We start from the raw sequence: 886 nt of genomic DNA, 5'->3' as shown, positions 1-886 counted from the left end.
GGACGGTGTTTGGTGAGGATGGGGTGGGGCCGTTTCAGGTTGTGGTGGATGTGGGGGTGGGTGTTCCGGAGTTGGTGGTGGTTTCTTCGTCGGTTGAGGGGGTGGATGGGGATGTGGCTCGGGCGGCTCGGTATGAGTTTGATTTGGGTGTGGAGTTGCCGTTTCGGGCGTGGTTGTTTGAGGTTTCTGAGTGTGAGTGTGTGTTGTTGTTGGTGATGCATCATATTGTTGCTGATGGTTGGTCGATGCCGTTGTTGTTGGCTGATTTGGGGGTTGCTTTTCGGGCTCGGTGTGGTGGTGGGGTGCCGGGGTGGTCGGGGTTGCCGGTGCAGTATGCGGATTTTGCGTTGTGGCAGCGGGATGTGTTGGGGGATGAGGGGGATTCGGGTTCTGTTTTGGGGGTGCAGTTGGGTTTTTGGCGTTCGGTGTTGGCGGGGTTGCCGGATGAGTTGGTGTTGCCGGTGGATCGGTCGCGTCCGGTGGTGGCGTCGTATCGGGGTGGTCGGGTTCCGGTGGTGGTTTCGGAGGGGTTGTATGGGGGTTTGGTTGGTTTGGCGCGGTCGTCGGGTGTGACGGTTTTTATGGTGTTGCAGTCGGCGTTGGCGGTGTTGTTGTCGCGGTTGGGTGCTGGGGTGGATGTGCCGTTGGGTTCGCCGGTGGCTGGTCGTGGTGATGATGCGTTGTCGGGGTTGGTGGGGTTTTTTGTGAATACGTTGGTGTTGCGGACGGATTTGTCTGGGTCGCCGACGTTTGGTGAGTTGTTGGGTCGGGTTCGGGAGGTGGATCTGGCTGCGTATGCGCATCAGGATGTTCCGTTTGAGCGGTTGGTTGAGGAGTTGAATCCGGAGCGGTCTCTGGCTCGGCATCCCCTCTTCCAAGTCATGCT

The 886-nt window shown here is 59.0% G+C and carries 1 protein-coding gene; it reads left to right on the top strand.

Features of this window, described 5'->3' with window-relative positions; all coding sequences use genetic code 11:
* Positions 1-886 (top strand): condensation domain-containing protein (locus AD72_RS35115; RefSeq protein WP_231645166.1); only part of this gene is annotated, 886 nt, incomplete at both ends.

It is taken from the genome of Sciscionella sediminilitoris (genome assembly GCF_000737195.2).
Classification (GTDB): Bacteria; Actinomycetota; Actinomycetes; order Mycobacteriales; family Pseudonocardiaceae; genus Sciscionella; species Sciscionella sediminilitoris.
Note: the sequence above shows the minus strand (reverse complement) of the source record. Positions and strands in the feature narration are given on the sequence as shown.